Raw genomic sequence first — 22,642 nt, forward strand, 5'->3', positions numbered from 1 at the left:
CGCTGCGGCTATGACCGCGGCGCATATTCCAACACATCTGAAAAGAACACGTCCGCAGGCATTCCGGCATCTTTTAAGGCGTCCATCAGGGTGTAGACCATGGTGGGCGAGCCACTGGCGTGTACTTCCACATTGCTCAAATCAATGTCTGCGCCCAACACAGCGTGCGCCAGCTGGCCATGGTGCCCAGACCATTCGTTGTCTTCGTTGTCACCCACAACCGGCACAAAGCGGAATGGCGGCCAGTCTTTGGCCCATTGCTCGGCCAAGCTTTGCAAATACAAGTCCTGTCGTTGGCGCACGCCCCAGAACAACACCACCGGCTGGTTGTAATCGGTGCTGCGCAAGTACTCTATCAGGCTTTTCATTTGCGCAAACCCGGTGCCTGCTGCGATTAATAGCAGCGGCTTTTTGGGTATCGCCGCCAAACAGGCTTTACCATGGGGCAATTCCACCATCACTTCGGCGCCCACTTGCAGCGCGTTTACAATAATCTGCCCCGACGCCCAACCCGGCGAGGCCTGAATGTTCAATTCTATATTGGCCTGCTGCGGACTGCTGGCAATGGAAAAATAGGCAGGGCCGGCGTTATCCAGATGAATTGCCAAATACTGGCCAGCATGGAACGCCAGCTCGCGGCGCCGCAGTAATTGCAGTTCAATCCGAAAAATATCGTGATTGAGTGGGCGGGCGTCCAGCACTTTAGCCAGGACTTTCCGCGGCGGATTACTTCCAGCAGCGATCACAGACGTTATCTCCAGTTCCACATCAGCCAGGGCCCGAGTACGACACAGCATCAGGCGGCTGGCAACAGCTAGTGTATTTTGATTTCTCGTGTTTACAGCCGTGCCGGCAAGCATGTGAGCTTCACAGGTCTCGCACACACCGTTGCGGCACGCCATGGGCACTGCGATACCTGCAGCAGCCGCGGCGCTAAGCAGATCGTCACCGGCATTTGCCCGGTACTCCAACCCACAAGGCTGTAACCGGACCCGGTAACTGTCTGCCATATCAGTCTGGGCGGCCGGACACGGTTTCAACCCCGGAATTCGCCGGCAAGGTAATTCCCAAGCTATCCCACAGTTCATCCACCCGCTGTTTTACCTCGGGAGTCATGGCAATGGGCTCACCCCACTCGCGGTCGGTTTCACCAGGCCACTTATTAGTCGCGTCCATGCCCATTTTCGAGCCCAGACCCGATACCGGTGAGGCAAAGTCCAGATAGTCGATGGGGGTGTTTTCCACCATCATGGTGTCACGTGCCGGGTCCATACGAGTAGTCATGGCCCAGATAACGTCTTCCCAGTTGCGGGCATTGATGTCGTCGTCAGTCACAATAACAAACTTTGTGTACATAAACTGGCGCAGAAATGACCACACACCCATCATCACCCGTTTAGCGTGTCCCGGGTATTGCTTTTTCATAGTTACGATCGCCAGGCGGTATGAACAGCCCTCTGGCGGCAGGTAGAAATCAACAATCTCGGGAAACTGCTTTTGCAGAATGGGGATGAACACTTCGTTCAGCGCCACGCCCAGAATCGCCGGTTCATCGGGCGGGCGACCGGTGTAGGTACTGTGGTAAATAGGGTCTTTACGATGGGTCATGCGCTCGACCGTGAACACCGGGAACTGGCTAACCTCGTTGTAATAACCGGTGTGGTCACCAAACGGGCCTTCCGGCGCCATATCGTCGGGGTAAATAAACCCTTCCAACACAATCTCGGCGCTTGCTGGCACCTGCAGATCGCTCAACCCGGCCTTCACCAACTCGGTACGGCTGCCACGAAGCAAACCTGCAAAGGCGTATTCTGACAGCGAGTCCGGCACCGGCGTCACCGCTCCCAGAATCGTTGCGGGGTCCGCACCAAGAGCGACGGCCACCGGATACGGCTGGCCGGGATTGGCTTTCTGCCAATCGCGAAAATCCAGCGCACCACCACGGTGGCTAAGCCAGCGCATAATCAGGCGATTGCGTCCGATCACCTGTTGCCGGTAAATACCCAGATTCTGGCGTTCTTTATGGGGGCCACGAGTAATGACCAGCGGCCACGTAACCAGCGGGCCAGCATCCCCCGGCCAGCAGTGCTGCACGGGTATCTGGTAAAGGTCGACTTTGTCTTTCTCTATCACCACGTCTTGGCAGGGTGCAGAGCGCAAAACTTTAGGGCTCATGCGCATAACCTGTCGGAACAGCGGCAGTTTTTCGATGGCGTCTCTGAAACCCTTGGGGGGATCAGGCTCTTTCAAAAACGCCAGTAGTTTGCCGATATCGCGCAGCGCGGTAACGTTCTCCTGCCCCATACCCAAAGCAACCCGCCTAGTGGTGCCAAACAGGTTGGCCAGCACCGGCATCGAATACCCTTTAGGATTTTCAAACAGCAAGGCCGGTCCGCCAGCACGCAGTGTGCGGTCGCAGATTTCGGTCATTTCCAGGTGGGGGTCTACTTCGACTGAAATGCGTTTGAGTTCGCCCAGCTTTTCCAGCTGGCTGATAAAATCCCGCAGGTCGTTGTATTTCATGCTTTGCTCCGGTTAGTTCCGGTCATGTACGTGAGTTCTGGGAGATTGGTTCTGGTTAAGCGTTCAGACAATTTAACTCGGAGCTCGAACAGGATGAAGGGACCGCATTCTGGCAGCCGTGCCGGGAAAAACTTTTCTCCGGCACGGCGCAGCACCCCAAACAAATGCGCAAGGAATCTTAGCGGCGTTTCATAGACTGGAAAAAATCGTCGTTCGTCTTGGTGTCTTTCAGCTTATCCAGCAAAAACTCGATTGCTGCGGTGTCGTCGTCCATAGAGTGCAGTAGCTTGCGCAGTATCCACACTTTCTGGATGTCGGCTTCGCTCATCAGCAGGTCTTCGCGGCGGGTGCCGGAGCCACGGATGTTGATAGCCGGATAGGTACGCTTCTCGGCAATCTTGCGATCCAGGTGGATCTCCATGTTGCCGGTGCCTTTGAATTCTTCATAAATCACTTCGTCCATTTTGGAACCGGTGTTCACCAGAGCGGTAGCCAGAATGGTCAGGCTGCCGCCTTCCTCAACATTACGCGCGGCTCCGAAAAAGCGCTTGGGCTTTTCCAGGGCGTGGGCGTCAACACCACCGGTCAATACTTTGCCGGAGGACGGGATCACGGTGTTGTAAGCCCGGGCCAGACGGGTGATGGAATCCAGCAGGATAACCACGTCTTTCTTGTGCTCAACCAGGCGTTTGGCTTTTTCAATAACCATTTCTGCCACTTGTACGTGGCGGGCTGGCGGCTCGTCAAAGGTTGAAGCAATCACTTCGCCGCGCACGGTGCGCTGCATTTCCGTTACTTCTTCCGGGCGCTCGTCAATCAGCAGCACAATAATGTGACATTCCGGATGGTTACGGGTGATTGACTGGGCAATACTCTGCATCAGCAGGGTTTTACCGGCCTTGGGCGGCGACACAATCAAACCACGCTGGCCCTTACCAATAGGCGCAACCAGATCCAATACGCGAGAAGACAAGTCCTCCGTGCTGCCGTTACCGGCTTCCAGATGCATACGCTCGTCTGGGAACAAAGGGGTCAGGTTTTCAAACAGGATCTTGTTACGGGCGTTATCGGGCTTGTCGAAGTTGATCTCGCTGACCTTCAACAGCGCAAAATAGCGCTCGCCGTCTTTGGGCGGGCGAATTTTCCCGGAAACGGTGTCACCAGTGCGCAGATTAAAGCGGCGAATCTGACTGGGTGACACGTAAATGTCGTCAGGACCCGCTAGGTAGGAAGCATCGGCAGAACGGAGGAAACCAAAACCGTCCTGCAGAATTTCCAGTACGCCATCGCCGTAGATGTCTTCTCCGCCTTTGGCGTGGCGCTTGAGTATGGTGAAGATAACGTCTTGCTTGCGCGAGCGTGCAAGATTATCGAGGCCCATTTCTTGCGCAATTTCGAGCAATTCGGGCATGGAATTCTGTTTGAGTTCAGTAAGATTCATAGTTTATTGAATTTTCAGGAATGGAAGAAAGCGAACGTTAGGGTGAAGGGGTGCCCCGGAACGAATTGATAAGTACAGTCTAAAGAACGGGATGCTGGCCAGATGGAGCAACCGGGAGATAATAAATTCCGGAATATGAGTACAGAAGCCAGAGAGTGGGAACAATCGTTCGCCGGGCAGCATCGATAATCTGCTACCTCGGCGCCGAATGTCAAGGCCAGAGCCGAAAAAACCATTAATTTCGCAAGAGATTGCGCGTTCAGGCCGTTTTATCCAGGCTTCGCTTACGTTCAGAGGCTTGCCTTGGGCGTTTCCTATGGGTCTTGGGCGGTTCCCCGTAAGTCTTGGGCGGTTCCCTACAAAGAGGTATTCCCCTTCCATTAACGCCCCGCGATGCGGATACTAAAGGCCAAACTCTTTAACGCTTTTTATCGCTAAAAACAGGAGCCGCCCATGAGCAGCAAGCCAAGCCACGAACTGATTCCTATGAATATAGCCATATTGACAGTGTCGGACACCCGCGGCGAAAGCCAAGACAGCTCCGGCCAGTTTCTGGAAGATAGCGCGGTCGAGGCCGGCCACCATTTGATTGCGCGGCGCATCTTGCCAGACGATGTTTATTTGATGCGTGCGTTGATCAGCGACTGGATAGCCGACCCACAGGTTCATGCCGTTATCATTACCGGTGGTACAGGCTTCCATGAGCGCGACAGCACGCCGGAGGCCCTTGGGCCCTTGCTGGACAAAACCATCGAAGGTTTTGGTGAGGAATTCCGCCGGCTGTCAGCCGCAGAAATTGGCACCTCGACCATCCAGTCCCGAGCGTTTGGCGGACTGGCCAATCATACGGTCATATTCTGCCTGCCTGGCTCTACCGGCGCCTGCCGCATCGGCTGGAACGGTATTCTGGTCACCCAGCTGGACAGCCGTCACAGCCCTTGCAACTTTTCGGCACTGGTCGGGCGCAAGCCAGATCGGGCAATGGCACGCCTGGGCCAAGTGATTGGTAAACGCGCTGTGCGTTAGCGACTACGATAGAAAGTGCGCTAACAGCCAATCAGTCATCCAATTTTCACGCCTAACCACCCCTAACAAAGAACGCAGATACCATGGCCGCCGTCGATCTGACCCCTGTTGAAGATGCTATACAGCATTTGCTGACCCTTGCTGCACCGCCAGCGGCGGTTGAGCTTGCCCAGGTTCACCGCACTCTGGGCCGGGTGTTGGCTCGAGATTACACCGTGCCCGTTGATGTGCCGCCAGCCGATAACAGCGCGGTAGACGGCTATGCTTTGCGCGCAGAGGATTTTCGACCCGGAAAGCCGCTTTTGGTTTCGGCGCGCATTCCCGCCGGCCAGGCACCGGGAGCGTTGGTTGCCGGCACCGCCGCGCGGATTTTCACTGGCTCCGAAATTCCACCCGGTGCCGATACCGTTGTGATGCAGGAGCGGACAAAGGTTGATGCCGATGGCGTGCTAATCGACGGCGACGTAAAACTCGATCAGAATATCTGCCGTCGCGGCCAAGACCTGGCCACGGGCGACTTGGCTCTGGCCCAAGGCACCCTGATTCGCCCCCAGGAAATGGGCCTGTTGGCCAGCATGGGCATTGCCGACGTTGAAGTGTTCAAAAAGCTGAAAGTGGCAATACTCACCACCGGCGATGAACTGGTTGACCCGGGCACACCGCTCGAAGCCGGTCAGATCTACAACACCAACCGCTACACGTTGTTAGGCCTGCTGGATCAAGCAGGCTGTGAAGTGGTGCTGTGTGAGAGCGTGGCGGACACCCGCGAGGGTACCCGATCAACTCTGCAGCGGGCAGCAAAAGCCGCCGACCTGGTGATCACCAGTGGCGGCGTGTCTGTGGGTGAGGAAGACCATGTGCGCGCAGTATTGGAAGACTCCGGCCAGCTCTCGCTGTGGCGCATGGCGATCAAACCCGGCAAACCGCTGGCGTTTGGCGATATCGGCGGCACTCCGGTACTGGGCTTACCCGGCAATCCGGCGGCGGTGCTGGTCACATTTTTAGTGGTGGGCATGCCGTATATTCGCCAGCGTCAGGGGCGCCTGCACATCCATCCGTTAGGCCAGCAAGTCGCGGCCGGGTTCAGCGTTGGTTCTGCCTCCGTACGGCGGGAATATGCGCGCGCGCGGCTGGAGCAGGACCGGGGCAATACAGTGGCCAAAGCGTTCCCCAACCAGAGTTCTGGGGTTCTCAGTTCAGCCTGCTGGGCTGACGGCTTGGCATTAGTGCCGGAACACAGCACCCTAAGCCCTGGCGACATCATCACTTACTTTCCGTTTTCTGAATTGGTGAGCTGACCATGCCTGAGCAGACCCTTAGCGTCCGTTTTTTTGCCCGCTTACGCGAAGAACTGGGCACCGAACATTTAACCATGCCGGCACCCGCAGGCCAGACGGTCGCAGACCTGCTGGCCACCCTGGCCAACCGAGGTGGGCCCTGGCGCCAGCTGAGCACCGGCCAACCGGTGATGATTGCCATCAACCAGGCCATGGCAAAACCACAATCGCCCGTTAAACCAGGTGATGAAGTAGCGTTTTTCCCACCCGTGACAGGAGGTTAGCAAATGCCGCAAAAGTCTTCTGCCTGTTCACAGGCTGTGCCCAGCGTCAGTATCCAAAACGCGGATTTTGATGCAGCGCAGGAGTACGCGCAACTGCGCGACAGCGGCGCGGGCACGGGCGCTATCGCCACATTTACCGGACTGGTGCGCGACAGCGGTGATCGCCAAGGCGTAACCGGGCTGTTTCTGGAACACTACCCGGGCATGACCGAACAGGTCATTAGTGATTTGATCGCACAGGCTGGCCAGCGCTGGGATGTGCGCAAGGCGCGAGTGATACATCGCATAGGCCGCTTACCCCTTCAGTCACAAATTGTATTTGTAGGCGTATGCAGTGCCCACCGGGGCGACGCCTTTGCCGCCTGCGAGTTTATTATGGACGCGCTAAAAACATCGGCGCCATTCTGGAAGAAAGAGCTGACAGATGCAGGTGAGCATTGGGTCGAGCAGAAAGCATCAGACGTTGCGCGCGCAGAAGGTTGGTAGCAGAACCGTCAATCCTTTAGGTCTTACGGCCGATTGCGGTTGGTGAACAGCTCAGATAGCCCAGGGCAATCTACAGATTGAGCCTGCTGGCTGCGGGCAAACACCATGACCCGACGGTTATCGTTACACAGCTGCTGCTCAAGCGCAGCCGCCATAGCCACCGGATAAACCCCGTGTAACGGATGGTCGCGCCCTTCGCACCTGGCTATCACCGGCCGACCGGGAGCGCTGCGCCAGGCCTGTAACAGCTGCCGCAGTAGCGCCGGGGTAACGCCGGGCGTGTCGCAAGGGCAAACCAGCACCGCCCCGTATCCGCGGCCATCGGCCTCCTGCAAACCTGCTAACAGGCCCGCCAGTGGCCCTTGCCCGGCAAACTCAGGAGCGTCAGTAAACACTTCCCCCAAGCGGCTGTATTCCTCGATGGAACGGTTGGCGCTGATCAGCGGCGAACCGGTTGCGGCTCGTAAAGCCTCTGCAACCCATGCTGCCATAGGCCTGCCGCGCCAGTGCAACATGCCTTTGTCTTTGCCATCCATACGCGTGCCCGCGCCTCCTGCCAGCAGCAGGCCAACAACCGGCAAGGGTGCTTGGGAACTGGTGGTGTCAGTGTTCATCACGTTCTCTTATGGCCGCTTTTCCTCTCGCCGTCGTGTTCATTGTCGCCGGTTTCCGCATTATTACCGTGATCAGCATTTCCGCTATTGTTATTACAGGCGTCAGGGGCGCGGCTGGCACCATAAAAAAACCGCCCGAGAGCAGCGCTCCGGGGCGGTTTTTCAGCCTGGCTTTTCAGTCGGGCTTTTCAGTCGGGCTATGCAATCAGAGATTGCTGTCCAGAAACGCTGCCAGCTGGGACTTAGACAAAGCACCCACTTTGGTCGCGTCCACATTGCCATTTTTGAACAGCATTAGCGTAGGAATACCACGGATGTTGAACTTGGGTGGCGTTTGCTCGTTCTCATCAATGTTGAGCTTACAAACTTTCAGCTTGCCGGCGTATTCCTCGGCAATTTCTTCCAGCACCGGCGCGATCATTTTACACGGGCCACACCACTCAGCCCAGTAATCCACCAGTACCGGCACATCAGACTGCAGTACGTCCTGTTCAAAGGAGACATCGGTTACGTTAACAATATTTGCGCTCATTCTGATTTCCTGTTTCTGGCATCTGCCCGGTAACAGATGCAGTTAGCTGTATTGACTATCGCTATCATTTTGAAAACTGCGCGACAACTCACGCTTTTCATGGACTATGCTTTCAATGGCCAATACTTTACGCCATTGCTCCAGCTGTTGTGAAGCCTTCGCTGACAGGCGGGGCAATTCCACGCTCGTTAAACCACAGGCAGTCAGGTTGGCTGACAGGCCATCGGGTTATCGCTATAGTACGCCCTACGTTCATCCCACAAGGATTCATAACCCCGTGACGGCAGAACCCAACGCCGAAAACGTTTCCGCGCCTCCTGATATGCTTGCCGCTATCGATATGGGCTCAAACAGCTTTCACATGGTGGTTGCCCGCCTGGTGCACGGTGAAATTCGCACCATGGAAAAAATGGGCGAAAAAGTTCAGCTCGGAGCCGGGCTTGACGCCCAGAACCACCTGACCGACGAGGTTCAGGAGCGGGCTCTGGCGTGCCTGAGCCGCTTTGCCCAGCGCCTGCAGGGCATGCCTCCAGAAGCTGTACAAATTGTTGGCACTAACGCCCTGCGCATTGCTCGCAACGCCAACGAGTTTCTCAGCCGCGCTGAGGAAGTGCTGGGCTACCCGGTAGAAGTGATTGCCGGGCGTGAGGAAGCACGACTGATTTACCTGGGCGTTGCCCACACCCTTTCTGACGACACCGGCCGCCGGCTGGTGATCGACATAGGCGGTGGCAGCACCGAATTTGTGATTGGCCAGCGCTTTGAGCCGGAAGCCCTGGAAAGCATGCACATGGGCTGCGTGTCGTTTCGTAATCGCTACTTTCAGGACGGAAAAATCAGCCGCCGCGGTTTAGACAACGCCATCACCCACGCGGAGCAAGAGCTGCAGAGTATTCGCCGCCAGTATCGTGCGATGGGCTGGCAAAGCGCCGTGGGTTCTTCAGGGTCGGTAAAAGCCATCGGCCAGGTTCTGGCCACACTCAAGATTACCGATGGCACCATCACTCTGGAAGCCATGCAGGAATTGCGTAAACGGCTGGTTAGCATGGGCCACGTTGAGCGTTTAAGCGAAATGGGTGTGCGCCCAGACCGACAAAGTATTTTCCCTGGCGGTTTCGCCATTCTAATGGGCGCGTTTCAGTCACTGGGCATTGAAACCATGAGCTTTGCCGATGGCGCGCTGCGCGAAGGCCTACTGTACGGAATTGTTGGGCGAATACGCCATGAAGATGTGCGGGAACGAACCATTTCTGCATTACAAGAACGCTACCACGTTGACCAGCTGCACGGCGCCGCCGTGGAAGCCAGCGCGGTGGCGGCCTGGGCGCAGGTTGCGGATACCTGGAAGGTGAACAGTTTCAGCGACGAAGATACCCTGCGCTGGGCCTGCAAGCTGCATGAAATCGGCTTGACCATCTCACACAGCCAATACCACAAGCACGGCGCTTATCTTTTACAATATTCGGACTTGCCCGGTTTTACCCAACAGTTCCAGTGGGATCTGGCGGCCTTGGTGCGCGGGCACCGGCGCAAGTTTACCCCAGCCATTTGGGCCGGAACTTTAGCTGAAGACATCCCGCGCTTGCGCTATCTATGCATACTGGTGCGCCTGGGTGTGCTGCTACAGCACGCCCGCAATCTGGAAGAACCACCAGAGCTGACGTTGAAAGCGTCGCCGAACAAGCTCAGCATCCGCTTCCCTGAGGGCTGGCTGGAACAACGCCCACTAACCTTAGCAGACCTGGAAAATGAACGGGGCTACCTGCTACGTCAGGACTTCAGTCTGGACATTATCACTGAATAAAAAATCACTGAATAAGAAGTCACCGAGTAAAAAACTGACGCCGGAAGTGCAGGTTTCTGCTGCAAAGTGGTAAAGCAACCTTAACTTTCCAGCTCCGCTTCCAGAGCTTCGACCGTTTCACTGACGTCCAGCCACTGAGCCTCTACAACTGCCATTTTTTGGCGCGCCTCTGCCTGCCGACCCAACAGCGTTTTCAACTGTTGTTTGCCGCTGTCACTGTACAGCGCCGGATTGGTCAGCTCGGCGTCCATCTCCGCCAGCGCAGCCTGCATGCTATCCATCTTTTTTTCCAGTGTGGCCTGCTGTTTGCGGAACGGGCTGATTTTCTGGCGCACAGCCGCCTCGGCGCGCTTGCGGACCTTGCGGTCATCGGCACTTTCACCATTGACTGCCGCGTCCTGGCCGCCCTCTGCGACAACAGACTGTCGCTTCGGCGCCTCGGTGTCGTCTTTGCGGCGATCAGCCAGCCAGCGCTCATAATCCTCGAGGTCGCCCTGGTACTCAACGACACGTCCATCGTTCACCAGCCAGAACTCGTCGACGGTGTTGCGCAGCAAGTGGCGATCATGCGACACCACCACAATGGCGCCATCAAAGTTCTGCAGGGCCATGGTGAGCGCCTGGCGCATTTCCAGATCAAGATGGTTGGTAGGCTCATCCAAAAGCAGTAGATTGGGCCGCTGCCAGGCGATCACTGCCAGCGCCACCCGAGCTTTTTCGCCGCCGGAGAAGGAACGTATCGGTGACAGGGCCGCATTACCATGAAAGTCAAAACCGCCGAGAAAATTGCGAATACTCTGATCCGACGCCCGCGGGCTTAAGCGCTGCAGGTGCAGAAAGGGGCTGGCGTCCAGATCCAGGGATTCGAGCTGATGCTGGGCAAAATAGCCAATGGCCAGATGCTCGCCGCAGGTGCGCTCACCGTTAATCAGCGTGGCCTCACCCCGCAGACTGTCCATAAGGGTGGATTTACCCGCACCATTAGGGCCAAGCAGACCAATGCGGCTGCCGGGTAACAGGCTCAGGTTCAGGTTACGCAGAATAGTCACGTCGCCGTGACCGGCCTGGCCTTGGCGAATACTCAGCAGCGGGTTTGACACCTTTTCGGCTAACGGAAATTGAAAATTGAACGGTGAATCAATGTGTGCAGGCGCAATTTTTTCCATGCGCTCCAGAGATTTCACTCGGCTCTGGGCCTGACGAGCCTTGGTGGCTTGAGCCTTGAATCGGTCAATAAAACGCTGAATTTCAGCAATGCGCGCTTGCTGACGCTCAAATCCGGCCTGCTGTTGGGCCAGGCGCTCGCTACGCTGGACTTCAAAGGCTGAGTAATTACCGCTATACAGTGCCAGATCGCGCCGATCAAAGTGCACGACATGTGTCGCGACTCTATCCATGAAATCCCGGTCGTGGGAGATGAACAGCAGCGTTCCGGAGTAGCGCCGTAGCCAGTTTTCCAGCCAAAGACAGGCGTCCAGATCCAGGTGGTTGGTCGGCTCGTCCAACAGCATCAAATCGGACGGGCGCATCAGCGCCTGAGCCAAATTCAGACGAATCCGCCAGCCTCCGGAAAAACTCGAAACCGGGTGATCAGCATCGCCATCACTGAAGCCCAACCCGCGCAGCAGCGACTCGGCGCGGCGCGATGCAGACCACGCCTCGTGCAGGTCTAGCTCGCCATGGATACGGGCTTGGGCCAGGTCGTCCTGCGCGGCTTCCGCTCTTGCCAGTTCGTGTTCCAGGCGGCGCAAATCGAAATCGCCGTCCAATACAAAGTCTCGCGCGCTACGCCCGGTCGCCTCAACTTCCTGAGCCATGTGAGCGATGCGACAGCCTCCGGGCAGAGAAAAATTGCCATGCTCTGGCGCCAAATCACCCAATAAAAGCTGAAACAGACTGGACTTGCCGGCACCATTGGCGCCCACAATGGCCATGCGCTGGCCCGGTTGCACGGTCAGGCTCACGCCTTCTAGCAACCACACACCACCTCGTTGTAAACTAAGATCACTAATTGTTAACATGTTTTAATTCTGGCACTTTAATAATTTCAGGGAAGCCTTGGAAACTGCACCGGACGATATTGCGGTCATACCGCAAACCGCGGCCAGCCTGGCACTGCCGGCAGATTTGCAGACCGACACAGAGCTTTGGTCTTTTGCCTTATCATGCTGGCAAAAACCGGGCGTAGCGTCTGCCTGCCTGTCATTGCAACAACAAGGCTGGAGTGTGACCCGCATTCTATGTGCGGCCTGGAAGGCGAATCAGCGCAGAACTTACTCCGGGCTAGAAGCCGTTACGGTAACAGAGTGGCGCAACCGTGTAACCGTGGCACTGCGTGACATAAAAAGGGCACTGCCGAAAGAGTCGGGAAGTTGTTATGACTTGCGCTCAGGCGTGGCTCGCCTGGAACTTGAAGCAGAGCGTGTCGAACTCGCTCTAGCGTGGCAAACACTGAACACTGAAACAGAAGAACCGGCAATGCAAGATCGCAACATTTTGATCATCGGCAATCTGACAGCAGCAGCGCCTTGTGCAAACAGCGCACGAGCAGCTGCCTCAGATATTCATCAACTAGCGTCTGCTTTGACTTTTTCGCGCCCCGGAGCGCAATCAACATGATGATTAAATGGCTGGTACGGCTAGCCTTTCCTGCCTTGGGCGTATTGTTATTGCTGATTATTTTTGGCTTGGGAACGCCCGAGCAAGTGGCACAGCCATTGGCTGAAAAAACACAATCGACAGAAATTCCCGCCTTCGAAACCCTGGTTCCAGAGTCAGTGGTGATAGATTCGCCCGACATTATTTTCAAGTGGCAAGATACCAATGGCAACTGGCATTATGCTGACCAGCCACCGCCCCGGGGGCCCTGGAACACGTTGGCCATAGAACGGCCGAACCCACCCCGTGGCACGGCTGTCAGCGCAGAGCCTGGAGTCGACTGGCAGGCACCGTATAAAGCCCCATTCAACATGGGCGTAGGCGCTTCAGGAAGTTAGTCGGTGCCTCATGAGATTAGTAGGTGCTTCGGACAGTTAAGTGAGTTGCCACCCGGGCATTAACAGATGTTCAGTGGCATAAAGCCGATGTTATAGTTACCTTTTCGCCAGCATTATATCGGATACCCTCAATCAGCCAGCGCCGGCCAAGCCCGTGCGTTGCGACTTATTTATTAATATAAAGGATGGATTCATGAAGAAAACGCTGTTTGCACTGACGATTGCCGGCCTTGTTGCGGGCTGCTCTTCCGCTCAAGAAGCACCTAAAGACCCCGCGTTGGAATCCAACAGCGAAAAAGTCAGTTACGGCATGGGCCTGGTAATGGGTGAGCGCATGGGTAACGACCTGCCAGACCTGCAGATGGAACAGTTTCTGCAGGGCATCCAGCACGGCAACAACGGCGACCAGGCACAGCGCCGGATGACCCAGGAAGAAATTCAGGAAGCGCTGATGGCTTACCAGCAGAAACTGCAGGAAGATCAATCCAAACAAATTGAGGAAATGGCGCAGAAAAATGTGAATGCGGGAAACGCTTTTCTAGCTGAAAATGCCAAGCGCGAGGGCGTAAGAACCACCGATTCCGGCTTGCAGTACGAAGTGCTTGAAGCCGGCAATGGCCCGCAACCAGGCGCCGGCGAAACGGTAACAGTCCACTACACGGGCGAATTGTTGAATGGCGAGGTGTTTGACAGCTCCCGCGAGCGCGGTGAACCGGTCTCATTCCGCCTGGACCAGGTTATTCCCGGCTGGACAGAGGGCCTGCAGCTGATGAACGAAGGCGCGCGTTACAAACTCTATATTCCGTCAGACCTGGCATATGGGCCGGGCGGCAATCGCGCGATTGGTTCCAATGAAACATTGGTGTTTGACGTGGAACTGTTGGCGGTTAATCCGGACAGCGCCCAGTAACTGATTGTTGCAGTCAACAGCTAACATCTGGGCGCCAAGAGCTTGCCGCCCAGGTTTACCAATAGTTCTCAGGCTGGCTCTACTTTGTCTGCGTTAGCGGTGTGCAGATGAGCAATCAGAAGGTCTTCCAGCTCAAAACGACTGGCCAGGGTTTCACCCACTCGCGATAACTCCGTAAACAACGCCTGCATTTCCGACTCGGAGAGTTCGCGGCCATCTATCTTGTCATTGAAATCAAGAATCACCTGGGTGGTTTCGGTAATACGCGGATACACCTTCGCGGCCAGTTCCAGACCCACGTCGTCGTTAAATTCTCGCGCCTCACGCACCAATTGCTCGTAGATTTCAAAGTGCCCAGCGGAAACGTAATCCATCAACATTTCACACAGCAGAACCAGTTTTGGCCTCAGGCTCTCGGTCTGGGAATAGTCGTTTTCGGCAGACAGCTCACAGTAGCGCACCAATACATCTTGACGCTCCTTAAGCCAACGGTCGATCAGATCACTGACCCCGCCCCACCGTTCACGGGCATTTCGACAATGCTCCAACATAACGCCTGTACTCCACTTGGTGTTCTATCTGGCTAATACCTTCTGAACATGCAGATAAGTCTATGCAAGTTACCCTATGGCAGTGACCAGCCGCAACCGTTTGTGGCTGCGACCTTACCAGGGCCGCTTCGGCGCGGAGCGCAAACACAAATAAAGACCGACCAGCGCCACGCAAACGAAAAACAGCGCGCTCCACCCCGGAATGCTCAGGCCCAGAAAACGCCAGACCACCGCCGCGCAGTCACCGGTCCCGCGAACCGCGGTCGCCAGTACTTCCGACCAAGGCAGCACATCCAGCATGTAATCCACCGATGGGCCGCAAGCCGGCACTTGGTCCGCAGGCAAGCTTTGCAACCAGAGCTGGCGACTGGCCAAGCCCAACCCCGTGCCCGCAGCCAGTGCTAGAAAAAGACCGTATATTCGTGTGGCGATCGGCCCCGGGCCGTTTAGCCACGCCAACAGGCTGACCAACCCGGCTGCCATGAAGGCAAACCTCTGTAGCCAGCACAAAGGACAAGGCTCCAGCCCCATCACATGCTCCATATAAAATGCCACCGCGAGCAGTGCGGCACACACCAGAAAAATAACAGCAAACATGATTCTGCTGGTCAAAAGATCACCTCGAAAATAGGAATGGGACTGCATCTGTGCTACCAGCCTGTTATTGTAATAATCGTTGTAAAACTATCGCGGTTACCAGAGTTATGACTGTATTGAAAAAAGTGATGCCAAAAATCTTCATCGCCCTATTTCTGCTGGCGCTAGCAATTCTCGCCTACGGTGAAGAGCCCGACGAACCGGCTGAACCAGCAAAACCGACTATTACCGATTATATATCACTGGAGCCCGCGTTTGTGACCCACATAGGACCGCCAGGCGGCAAGCTTTCCTATCTGAAGGCCAGTGTTAGCTTGCGCGCCGACGCCAGCACCACTCGCCCCGCCGTAGAAGCCCATATGCCACGCATACGCCATGAGCTGGTGCTGCTATTTGGCGAACAAAGCGATGTTGATGCCCTTACCCGGCCAGACACTCAGCAGACACTGGCAACAGAAGCCACTGCCCGCGTTAATCAGGTACTGGAAAACCAGCACACCGGTGAAGTTGTTAGCGGTGTGCTGTTTACCGAGTTTGTAGTGCAGAAGTAACCCATACTCCGGTGTTCAGCTTTGCTGATACTGGCGCAGGTAATCGGCAAAGCTTAGCGTATCCGCTTCTTCAATCTGTTGCTGCTGTTGCAAGGACTCAAGGCTAAACCCTTTATATTGTTGCTGCACGGCGTCTGGCAGCGGCTGCGCGAGCAAGCTGTGCTTGTGCTGGTGGGACATTTCCAGCGTCCAGTCGCGGTGACCCAGGCCACTGCTGGTCATTGCATCCAGGACCTGCTGCGATGGCAAACACCAACTGCCTTCCAGTTTTTGCCGCTGCTCCGCCAGAGCCCGCACATAGGTGGTGTCGCCATTCCAACCGTCGAGCTGTTCCGCCAGTGGCTGCAGCGAATCCAGAAGTTCAAGCGCCGTCTCTCCGGCGTTGACACTGCGACTGCCCAGCTGCAACGCCAAGTCGCGCCCGCGTCCGCGCGCTACAACATCCTTGAAATTGTTATCCAGCCGGGCACACTCATCATCACCAATCCACGGGCTGTCCTGTAACAGGCAATCCAACAAAAATAGGTCAAGAAAATCCACTTGCGGCGCGGTAATACCCACGGCTGCAAACGGGTCCAGATCCAGACAACGCACCTCGATGTACTCCACTCCACGGCTCATCAACGCGTGGATGGGTTTTTCGCCACTGGCGGCGGTGCGCTTCGGCCGTAAGGCACTGTAATACTCGTTTTCAATCTGCAACACGTTGGTATTGAGCTGAATGTATTCACCGTCGCGGTTTATGCCCAGTTTTTCATAGGGCGGCCAGGGCGTGTGAATGGCTCGCTCCAGAGTGCGGGTATAGGTTTTTAGCTCGTTAAAACAGATGTTCAGAGATGCCTGGGCATTGTTGTGGTAACCCAAATCGCCCATCCGCAGTGAGCTGGCCTGCTCACCATAAAAAGTATTTGCATTAAAGCTGCTGAGGTTGTGCCTGACGTTGGCAACAAAACTCTGGTCCAGCGCCGGTGAAGCGCCAAACAGCAGCATTAACAGCCAGCTACGGCGGCGGAAATTACGAATCAACCAGAAGTACTGCTCGGATTTGAAATCTTGCAGGCTCAGTTCGCTGCCGCCCACAGCCCGCTGCCACTGCTGCCAAAACCCTTCGGGTAACGACACGTTGTAATGGGTGCCGGCGATACTTTGCATCATTCGCCCGTAGCGCACCGCCAAGCCTTGGCGATACACGTGTTTCATCTTACCCACATTGGAGCTGCCGTAATTGGCGATGGGAATACTGCTGTCACCATCCAGGCCACAGGGCATACTGGCGGCCCAGAATACTTCGTCGCCCAAGTTCTGCTGCACAAATTGATGGGTGTGGCCCAGCGCTTCAAGCATGCCGGCGGTGGTGTCATACACCGGCGTAATCAGCTCCAGCAGAGATTCCGAATAATCGGTGGTAATGCGTGGGTGGGTTAACGCCGAACCCAGAGCGTGCGGGTGCGGGGTTTGTGCGATGAAGCCGCTGGCATCGGCACGCAAACCTTCTTTTTCAACACCTTTACGAAAGCCCTGCCACTCGCTGGCGGCAAACTGATTAAATATGTGATGGCGTGATTGAGCCATGAAAAACTCCTGCTGCAACCGCTGTGGTTGCCAAGTAAATTAACGGTCGCGCTTGTTGGCCGACGCCATGGCCTGAGCCAGAGCTCCTGCCATGGCGCCTTGACCCTGACCCGGATTCTGATTCTGATTCTGACTCTGATTTGCAGCCGGCGCCGGTTTACGCGCGCCAGCCGCATTGTTGCGATTTGGACTTGGGGTTTTGTCACCACGGGGCCGTTCAGCCGGCTGCTGGCCAGGCTGATCACCCATGCGCATGGTCAAAGCGATGCGCTTACGCGGAATATCCACCTCCATCACCTTCACTTTTACGATGTCGCCAGCTTTCACCACTTCCCGCGGGTCTTTTATAAAACGGTCTGCCAACGCCGATATATGAACCAGGCCGTCCTGGTGCACGCCAATATCCACGAAGGCGCCAAAATTGGTGACGTTGGTGACCGACCCTTCCAGCACCATTCCCGGCTCCAGATCTTTCAGGGTTTCTACGCCTTCTTCAAAACTGGCGAAGCGGAATTCCGGCCGTGGGTCGCGCCCCGGCTTTTCCAACTCGGCGAAGATGTCTTTGACCGTAGGCAAGCCAAACTGCTCGGTCACATAATCCTGCGGGTTCAGGCTGCGCAAAAATGCTACATCACCCACCAGGTTGTTCATATCCCGGTGATTTTTAGCGGCGATGGTTTCCACCACGCGATAAGCCTCCGGGTGCACCGAAGACCGATCCAGCGGATTATCACCATCGCCGATGCGCAAAAAGCCCGCCGCCTGTTCGAAGCTGCGAGCGCCCAGACGCGGCACTTTCATAAGCTGCTTGCGGTTACGGAATTGACCGTTCTGGCTGCGATAATCCACGATGTTCTGGGCAATGGTTGGATTTAACCCAGACACACGGGTTAACAGCGGCACCGACGCGGTGTTCAGATCGACTCCTACGCCGTTTACACAGTCTTCTACCACTGCATACAGGCTGCGCGATAGCTGTACCTGCGATACGTCGTGCTGATATTGGCCCACACCAATAGATTTTGGCTCATTTTAACCAGTTCCGCCACGGGTCCTGCAAGCGCCGGGCATGGATACCGCGCCGCGAATGGTGACATCCAGGTCCGGCAATTCCCGCGAGGCGAATTCCGATGCTGAATAAATAGACGCACCGATTCGCTGACCACAATGCGCGCCAATTTCAGTTCCGGGTAACGCTTGCACAGATCGGCCACCAGTTTATCGGTTTCCCGCGAGGCAGTGCCATTACCAATAGCCACCAGTTCGATGTTGTACTGGCGACACCATTTGCGCAATTGCTCTATCGACGCTTCCCACTGGTTTCGTGGGGCGTGGGGAAATATAGCCCCGTGGTCCAACACCTGCCCTATGCCGTCAATTACGGCCACTTTCACGCCGGTACGCAGGCCTGGGTCCAGGCCCAGAGTGGCACGGGGCCCGGCCGGAGCCAGCAACAACAAATCTTTGAGGTTATCAGCAAATACCTGGATAGCCTCGGTTTCAGCAGCCTCTCGGATCTGGCCTATCAGGTCAGTTTCGAGCTGGCCAGACAGCTTTACCCGCCAGGTCCAGCGCACCACTTCGGCCAGCCACTTGTCGGCCGCCCGGCCCTGGTCGCGGACATTCCAGTGGGCGGCAATGTAAGATTCCGCCGGGTGCGGCTGGCGACGATCATCGCTGTTTTCTCCAACGGCAATGGTGTAGCTCAGGATGCCCTCGTTGCGGCCACGTAGAATAGCCAGAGTACGGTGTGACGGCACTTTTTTTAACGCTTCGCTGTGATCAAAGTAATCACGGAATTTGGCGCCTCCGGCCTCTTTGCCGGCAATAACGGTGACTTTCAGCTGGCCTTGCTGCCAGATGAAACCGCGCAGTTGGCCCAGAAGTTCGGCGTCTTCTGCGAAACGCTCCATCAGAATGGCACGGGCGCCTTCCAAGGCCGCCTTGCTGTCAGCCACATCGGCGTTAACGAACTGCTCTGCCAGAGCCTCTGGCGCTTGTGTTGGGTCGTTATAAAGGCCATCGGCCAGTGGTTCAAGACCGGCCTCACAGGCAATCTGGGCTTTGGTACGGCGCTTGGGCTTGTAAGGCAGGTAAAGATCTTCCAGACGGTTTTTGGTGTCTGCCCCGTTAATGCTGGATTTCAGCACATCGGTCAATTTGCCCTGCTCGTCAATACTGGCGAGGATGGTGGCGCGGCGGTCTTCCAGTTCGCGCAAATAGCGCAGGCGCTCTTCCAGGGCTCGCAACTGGATGTCGTCAAGCGCGCCGGTCAGCTCTTTTCGATAGCGGGCAATAAAGGGCACAGTCGCACCGCCGTTTAACAGTTCAACGGTGGCATTAACCTGCTCTTCACGTACACCAAGCTCATTCGCAATGCGTCGGGAAATACTGTTCATGCTACCTCTGCTAATCACGTTCGCTGACAAACAAAGTGGCAAAGGTACAGCGGCACAGGATTACAGGCAAGCAGACTGCCTCTGATTACGGAGGAACTGCACCAGCTGGCCCCAAGGCATCGGCCGGGCAAAATAGTAACCCTGTACGTGGTCGCAATTCAGTTGCCGTAAAAACTCCATCTGCGTGTAGGTTTCCACGCCCTCTGCTACTACGCTCATTTTCAGGCTGTGAGCGAGGCTGATCAAAAAAAGCTAAAGGCGATACCATCTGCGAATCCATGAGTTTGTAAGATTTCCTGTACCAATGCGCAGTAATTCAAGCCATACAATTCATTAACAATAGCTTACTTTCCGGTAGGGTGCCGACTGCCCAGGTGCTGTAGAATAGGCATGATATTAACGCACTTTGCAACCAGGCTGCTGTGACGCCGTGACAAAACTCAATCCCAGACAACGCGAAGCCGTGCGCTATGCCGATGGCCCCATGCTGGTACTAGCGGGCGCCGGCAGCGGCAAAACCAGCGTAATTACCCGCAAAATTGCGTTTCTAATTGAACAACTGGGTATTCCTGGCCGGCACATTGCGGCCGTGACCTTCACCAACAAAGCGGCACGAGAAATGAAAGAGCGTGTTGGCCGCATCATCGATCGAAAGCTAACCCGTGGATTGACCGTGTCCACCTTTCATAACCTGGGCCTGAACATCATCCGCGAGGAACATGATCATGTTGGTTATCACCCCGGATTTTCCATTTTTGATGCCGAAGACGCCAAAGCCCTGCTGCAGGATTTAATGCTAACCCATGGCAGCACCGACGCTGGTGATGAACTGAATCCGGTACAGATGACCATCTCTTCATGGAAAAACGCCATGCGTCCGCCTGCCGAAGCACTGAGCAAGGCTGCAGACGAGCGTGAACAGAGAATCGCAATCATTTATGGATACTACAACGAGTACTTGAAAGCATACAACGCCGTCGACTTCGATGACCTGATTCTGCTGCCGGTGATGCTGTTTCGCCAGCACCCGGACGTGCTGGCGAAATGGCAGCGTAAAATTCGTTACATGCTGGTGGATGAGTACCAAGACACCAATGTGTGCCAATACGAGCTGGTGAAGCTCTTGGTGGCAGGGCGCGCCGCTTTTACCGTAGTGGGTGATGATGACCAGTCGATTTACGCCTGGCGCGGAGCGCGGCCGGAGAACCTGGCACAGCTGGAACAGGATTTCCCCAGCCTGAAAGTGGTTAAGCTGGAGCAGAATTACCGCTCAACAAGCCGCATACTGCGTGCCGCCAACACGGTGATTGCCAACAACCCACACGCCTTTGAAAAAGTGCTGTGGAGCGATCACGCCATTGGTGAAGAAATTCGCATTATCCGTTGCCGCAATGAAGAAGCAGAAACCGAGCGGGTGGCCACCGAAATACTAGACCAGAAGCTGAAGCAAGGCCTGGGATTCAAAGATTTTGCGGTGCTGTACCGGGGTAACCATCAGGCCCGGCTGCTAGAGGTGAAGCTACAGGGCTATCAAATTCCCTATCGCATCTCCGGCGGCCAATCGTTTTTTGCCAAAAGCGAAATCAAAGACGCTATGGCGTATTTACGCTTACTGATCAATCCCACTGACGACGCCTCTTTTTTACGAGTGGTTAACGTGCCCCGCCGGGAGATTGGCCCACGCACACTCGAGCAATTAAGCCACTACGCCCGCGCTCGCAACGTCAGCCTGTTCAAAGCACTGGGCGATATGGGCGCGCAAAGCCACGTGACCGACAAGGGCCTGGAGCGTCTGCGTCGCTTCGCCCACTGGGCAGACGCCACCTGTAAAAGGTTACACAGCGATGACCCTGTGCAGGTAATCAAGCAGTTGTTTACGGATATAGAGTATGAGGAATGGCTGCACCAGCATTCTGGCTCGCCCAAGCAGGCGCAGTGGCGCATGGAGAATATCTGGTACCTGGTGGATTCCATCCAGCGCATGCTTGACGATGGCAAAGGCACCGCGGACGAAATTGGCGTGGAAGACGCCATTACCAAGCTGATCCTGCGTGACATGATGGAGCAGCGCGAGGAAGAAGACGACAGCGATAAAGTACAGCTGCTGACCCTGCACGCCTCCAAAGGCTTGGAATTTCCGCACGTGTTCATCATCGGCTTGGAAGAAGAAATTCTGCCGCACCGGATGAGCATTGAAGAAGAAAATATCGAGGAAGAACGGCGGCTGATGTACGTGGGTATTACCCGGGCGCGAGAAACCCTGACCCTGACCTATGCTGCGTCGCGCCGGCAATATGGCGAAAAAATGGAGACCATTCCAAGCCGCTTCCTGGACGAACTACCGGAAGATGATGTGCGCTGGCTGGGTTTAGGGGAAGCAGACGTCGAAGTGAACCAAAAGAAGGGAAAAGCGACGCTCAGCGCCCTGTTGGGGGACTTGGGCGCCTGACACCGGGCAGCCCGCATCGGCGAACGGCCCGGCTTTTACGCAGTGTTACTTGCTCTCTGCCACCAGGTGTTCAACGGCTGCAGCAATCTCTTCATCCGGGCAGCTGGCACAACCACCTTTCGCTGGCATGGCGTTATAGCCATTAATAGCGTGGGAGATTAGCGTGTCTAGGCCCTGCTCGACACGCGGCGCCCAGGCACTGGCGTCACCAATAACCGGCGCACCGGCTGCACCCGTGGTGTGGCATGCCAGGCAAACGGCACCATAAACCTCCGAGCCAGAGCGAGGGCCAGCACTGGCTGCAACCGTTGGAGCTGCCGCTGCGCCACAATCTTCACCCTGCAAGCAGAGACTGCCTACCGGCTGGATACGGGACAGAATTTCGTCATCAACATTTGCCATAACGGCGCCGGCTGTCAGACCAAAACCAAGCAGAACAGCGGCCAGAATTCTCTTCATCTTCACAATGCACCTCGCATTCAAGCGTTATAATAATAAGTTGCCGCATTATAGCGGCTGTGCGTCGGCAAAAAAACCAACACGCAGACTGATACATCAATTTCAGCACCGTTTGTTGCTATTTGGTAAATCACAAGACCTGTCGCGCCGTTATGGTTACCATACGTTCCA

Annotated in this window: 21 protein-coding genes and 1 pseudogene; 10 read left to right on the plus strand and 12 right to left on the minus strand. The window is 55.8% G+C overall.

Features of this window, described 5'->3' with window-relative positions; translation table 11 throughout:
• Positions 1-8: 8 nt before the first annotated feature.
• The 3 genes from MELB17_RS10925 to rho form a co-directional block, all read right to left on the minus strand.
• Positions 9-1,010, minus strand: coding sequence for a 2Fe-2S iron-sulfur cluster-binding protein (locus tag MELB17_RS10925; RefSeq protein WP_007350302.1), 1,002 nt, complete (start codon positions 1,008-1,010; stop codon positions 9-11).
• A gap of 1 nt (position 1,011) precedes the next feature.
• Entirely contained in the window at positions 1,012-2,523 is a 1,512-nt protein-coding gene (gene ubiD, locus MELB17_RS10930; RefSeq protein ID WP_007350303.1) for a 4-hydroxy-3-polyprenylbenzoate decarboxylase, read from the minus strand.
• A 178-nt stretch (positions 2,524-2,701) separates the two neighbouring features.
• Positions 2,702-3,964 carry a transcription termination factor Rho gene (gene rho / locus MELB17_RS10935; protein WP_036184446.1) on the minus strand — a complete coding sequence of 421 codons (1,263 nt, stop codon included), beginning with the start codon at positions 3,962-3,964 and terminating at the stop codon, positions 2,702-2,704.
• A gap of 453 nt (positions 3,965-4,417) precedes the next feature.
• Here rho and moaB point away from each other — a divergent pair, with 453 nt between their 5' ends.
• The 4 genes from moaB (at position 4,418) to MELB17_RS10955 (ending at position 7,037) form a co-directional block, all read left to right on the plus strand.
• Positions 4,418-4,990 (plus strand): molybdenum cofactor biosynthesis protein B, encoded by a 573-nt coding sequence (moaB, locus tag MELB17_RS10940; RefSeq protein WP_007350305.1) that lies wholly within the window; start codon positions 4,418-4,420, stop codon positions 4,988-4,990.
• 83 nt (positions 4,991-5,073) lie between these two features.
• Positions 5,074-6,288: a gephyrin-like molybdotransferase Glp gene (gene glp / locus MELB17_RS10945; protein WP_007350306.1), complete on the plus strand. Its 1,215-nt coding sequence runs from the start codon at positions 5,074-5,076 to the stop codon at positions 6,286-6,288.
• A 2-nt stretch (positions 6,289-6,290) separates the two neighbouring features.
• Positions 6,291-6,551 (plus strand): molybdopterin converting factor subunit 1, encoded by a 261-nt coding sequence (gene moaD, locus MELB17_RS10950; RefSeq protein WP_007350307.1) that lies wholly within the window; start codon positions 6,291-6,293, stop codon positions 6,549-6,551.
• Between the two features lie 3 nt (positions 6,552-6,554).
• Positions 6,555-7,037 carry a molybdenum cofactor biosynthesis protein MoaE gene (locus MELB17_RS10955; RefSeq protein WP_007350308.1) on the plus strand — a complete coding sequence of 161 codons (483 nt, stop codon included), beginning with the start codon at positions 6,555-6,557 and terminating at the stop codon, positions 7,035-7,037.
• A gap of 23 nt (positions 7,038-7,060) precedes the next feature.
• On the opposite strand, the gene mobA is transcribed toward MELB17_RS10955, so the two are convergent.
• Positions 7,061-7,651, minus strand: a complete 591-nt coding sequence (mobA, locus tag MELB17_RS10960) for a molybdenum cofactor guanylyltransferase MobA (RefSeq protein WP_007350309.1) — start codon at positions 7,649-7,651, stop codon at positions 7,061-7,063.
• Between the two features lie 205 nt (positions 7,652-7,856).
• Positions 7,857-8,183: a thioredoxin TrxA gene (gene trxA, locus MELB17_RS10965; RefSeq protein ID WP_007350310.1), complete on the minus strand. Its 327-nt coding sequence runs from the start codon at positions 8,181-8,183 to the stop codon at positions 7,857-7,859.
• A 277-nt stretch (positions 8,184-8,460) separates the two neighbouring features.
• Between trxA and ppx the strand changes: the two genes are divergently transcribed.
• Entirely contained in the window at positions 8,461-9,987 is a 1,527-nt protein-coding gene (gene ppx, locus MELB17_RS10970) for an exopolyphosphatase (protein WP_007350311.1), read from the plus strand.
• 80 nt (positions 9,988-10,067) lie between these two features.
• Here the strand turns inward: ppx and MELB17_RS10975 are convergent, their stop codons facing one another.
• Positions 10,068-12,008 (minus strand): ATP-binding cassette domain-containing protein, encoded by a 1,941-nt coding sequence (locus MELB17_RS10975; RefSeq protein ID WP_007350312.1) that lies wholly within the window; start codon positions 12,006-12,008, stop codon positions 10,068-10,070.
• A gap of 37 nt (positions 12,009-12,045) precedes the next feature.
• Here MELB17_RS10975 and MELB17_RS10980 point away from each other — a divergent pair, with 37 nt between their 5' ends.
• The 3 genes from MELB17_RS10980 to MELB17_RS10990 all read left to right on the plus strand — a co-directional run bounded on the left by MELB17_RS10980 (position 12,046) and on the right by MELB17_RS10990 (position 13,893).
• The gene (locus tag MELB17_RS10980; RefSeq protein ID WP_007350313.1) at positions 12,046-12,606 is read left to right on the plus strand and encodes a TIGR02444 family protein; all 561 of its coding nucleotides are present in this window, start codon (positions 12,046-12,048) and stop codon (positions 12,604-12,606) included.
• The gene (locus tag MELB17_RS10985) at positions 12,603-12,983 is read left to right on the plus strand and encodes a DUF4124 domain-containing protein (protein ID WP_007350314.1); all 381 of its coding nucleotides are present in this window, start codon (positions 12,603-12,605) and stop codon (positions 12,981-12,983) included. The genes MELB17_RS10980 and MELB17_RS10985 overlap by 4 nt, the downstream gene beginning before the upstream one ends.
• Before the next feature lie 193 nt (positions 12,984-13,176).
• Entirely contained in the window at positions 13,177-13,893 is a 717-nt protein-coding gene (locus MELB17_RS10990) for an FKBP-type peptidyl-prolyl cis-trans isomerase (RefSeq protein WP_007350315.1), read from the plus strand.
• A gap of 68 nt (positions 13,894-13,961) precedes the next feature.
• On the opposite strand, the gene MELB17_RS10995 is transcribed toward MELB17_RS10990, so the two are convergent.
• Together MELB17_RS10995 and MELB17_RS11000 are read right to left on the minus strand one after the other, a co-directional pair.
• A complete protein-coding gene (locus MELB17_RS10995; RefSeq protein WP_007350316.1) occupies positions 13,962-14,444 on the minus strand; it encodes an Rsd/AlgQ family anti-sigma factor in 483 nt (160 codons plus the stop codon).
• A gap of 114 nt (positions 14,445-14,558) precedes the next feature.
• Positions 14,559-15,089 carry a disulfide bond formation protein B gene (locus tag MELB17_RS11000; RefSeq protein WP_007350317.1) on the minus strand — a complete coding sequence of 177 codons (531 nt, stop codon included), beginning with the start codon at positions 15,087-15,089 and terminating at the stop codon, positions 14,559-14,561.
• Positions 15,090-15,148: 59 nt separating this feature from the next.
• Here MELB17_RS11000 and fliL point away from each other — a divergent pair, with 59 nt between their 5' ends.
• Positions 15,149-15,592: a flagellar basal body-associated protein FliL gene (gene fliL, locus MELB17_RS11005; RefSeq protein ID WP_007350318.1), complete on the plus strand. Its 444-nt coding sequence runs from the start codon at positions 15,149-15,151 to the stop codon at positions 15,590-15,592.
• Positions 15,593-15,607: 15 nt separating this feature from the next.
• On the opposite strand, the gene gshA is transcribed toward fliL, so the two are convergent.
• The 3 genes and pseudogenes from gshA to MELB17_RS11020 all read right to left on the minus strand — a co-directional run bounded on the left by gshA (position 15,608) and on the right by MELB17_RS11020 (position 19,809).
• Positions 15,608-17,164 (minus strand): glutamate--cysteine ligase, encoded by a 1,557-nt coding sequence (gene gshA, locus MELB17_RS11010; protein WP_007350319.1) that lies wholly within the window; start codon positions 17,162-17,164, stop codon positions 15,608-15,610.
• 39 nt (positions 17,165-17,203) lie between these two features.
• Positions 17,204-19,563: pseudogene (locus MELB17_RS11015) on the minus strand (Tex family protein).
• A 60-nt stretch (positions 19,564-19,623) separates the two neighbouring features.
• The gene (locus tag MELB17_RS11020; RefSeq protein ID WP_227498877.1) at positions 19,624-19,809 is read right to left on the minus strand and encodes an EAL domain-containing protein; all 186 of its coding nucleotides are present in this window, start codon (positions 19,807-19,809) and stop codon (positions 19,624-19,626) included.
• Positions 19,810-19,993: 184 nt separating this feature from the next.
• Here MELB17_RS11020 and rep point away from each other — a divergent pair, with 184 nt between their 5' ends.
• A complete protein-coding gene (gene rep / locus MELB17_RS11025; RefSeq protein ID WP_007350323.1) occupies positions 19,994-22,012 on the plus strand; it encodes a DNA helicase Rep in 2,019 nt (672 codons plus the stop codon).
• 45 nt (positions 22,013-22,057) lie between these two features.
• Here rep and MELB17_RS11030 read toward each other — a convergent pair whose 3' ends face one another.
• Complete coding sequence (locus MELB17_RS11030) at positions 22,058-22,471, minus strand: c-type cytochrome (protein ID WP_007350324.1); 414 nt, start codon at positions 22,469-22,471, stop codon at positions 22,058-22,060.
• Between the last annotated feature and the right edge of the window lie 171 nt (positions 22,472-22,642).

It is taken from the genome of Marinobacter sp. ELB17, from assembly GCF_000169375.1.
Lineage (GTDB): Bacteria > Pseudomonadota > Gammaproteobacteria > Pseudomonadales > Oleiphilaceae > Marinobacter.